1 protein-coding gene is annotated in these 1,551 nt (G+C 59.4%); it reads right to left on the bottom strand.

The window, feature by feature from the left end:
- Window positions 1–541 precede the first annotated feature (541 nt).
- Window positions 542–1,551, bottom strand: a 1,010-nt coding sequence (locus AB4Y36_RS40400; RefSeq protein WP_368685928.1) for a PLP-dependent aminotransferase family protein, incomplete at its 5' end; no start/stop codon positions are given.

The following is a 1,551-nucleotide window of genomic DNA, read 5'->3' as shown; positions in this document are numbered from 1 at the left end:
CCTTACGATGGCCATCAGCCTGATGAATGCCTACAACCGGCTTGCCATCAGCTTCCGCCGGCCCCCCGACTCCGCCGTGGCTGCGGAACGCTGAAGCGGTCGCCTCGTGGAATCGAGCGGAAGCGGTCAAAAGAACGCGCCTGTCCGGCGCGCTTTTCCTAAACTTGTTGCTGCGGCCGGCCTTAGCGTGCCATTAGCAGCAGCGCCGCATCGGTCAGCATGCCCACCGTCCCATCGTCGACGTCCCAGCTCTTCATCATTTCCGCGATTAACCTGGGTACTTGGTCGCGCTCGGCGAGCATATCGATCGGTCTGTCGCCTCGTGCAAAACGATAGACCGTAGCAACTCAAGATGTCCGCGGTTCGTGGGTAAGATCAGTTAGCCTGAAGTACGTTCGAGAATGGCCACCCACGGTGGTATGGCTACGGCGATCTTGCCGGAAAAGCGCCTCCCCGTTGCTAACAGTTAGCAGCCATATAGCTGCGCTTTTCGACGAAACTGCACTTATGCTAATCAGGCAACGCCGGGTGACCCATTTGGTCAGCAGTACCCTTCAATGATCTCGAACAATCGTTGGCACGATTTGGCAAGGTGTTGTTCGGGCGCGGTCGCAACCCCGAGCAAAAGGCCTGGCACCGTCCACGATGGATTTGCGAACCACGCGGACAAGGGTGATGGCGCGATGCCCGCAGTCATTGCCTCGCGAACGATTCGCACATCGGGGGCGCCCTCTGGGAGGCGAAGAAGCACGGCGAGGCCCGCATTTACCCATTGCGCGTTTCGGCTACACAACTCCGCTGTCAGAGCATCGCGCTGCGAGGAATAAAGACGCTTGAGCCGGCGCACACGTCGGATGTAGTGGCCCTCCCGCATAAACTCCGCAGTGGCGACTTGAATGACCGGTGACGGCGCGGGAGCGAGTGTCGCGGCCACCTCCGCGAATGCATTGACGAGGTCGGCCGGGACAACAACGAAGCCAAGCCGAAGAGCAGGGCTAACAGTCTTGCTGAAGGAGCCGATGTGGATGACGTGCTTGCCTTCGCCAAGAGATGCCATGGCGGGCGCCGGCCTGCCTTCCAACTGTAGTTCTCCAAGGTAGTCATCTTCAATGACCCACGCATCGTTTGAAGCCGCCCACTCAAGCAGTTGAAGGCGCCGTCTCAACGACAAGGTCGAGCCTAGAGGCGCTTGCTGACCAGGAGTTAAGACCGCTAACGCGGCGTCCGGCGCTGTCTTGATGCCGTAGTCGACGTTGATACCGTCTGCGTCTACCGGGATCGGCACGATATTCAAGCGAGCCAGTTCCAGCCCCTTACGGGTGAGCATGAAACCGGGCTCCTCCATCCAGACCTTCTGGCCTTCCAGACCTAGCACCCGAAGTGTCAAGCCTAAGCCAGCGCTGTATCCGGACGTCACGAAAACCTGCTCCGGATGACAGTGGAAGTTTCGCGCGATGGAGAGATTGCCTGCGATCTCTCTGCGCAGGTCGAATTCGCCTCTCGGATCAGGATAGAGCAGCGACGACAGGCCCGCTGTTTTTAGCAGGTTGG

It is taken from the genome of Paraburkholderia sp. BR10936, from assembly GCF_040965735.1.
Lineage (GTDB): Bacteria > Pseudomonadota > Gammaproteobacteria > Burkholderiales > Burkholderiaceae > Paraburkholderia > Paraburkholderia nodosa_A.
Note: the sequence above shows the minus strand (reverse complement) of the source record. Positions and strands in the feature narration are given on the sequence as shown.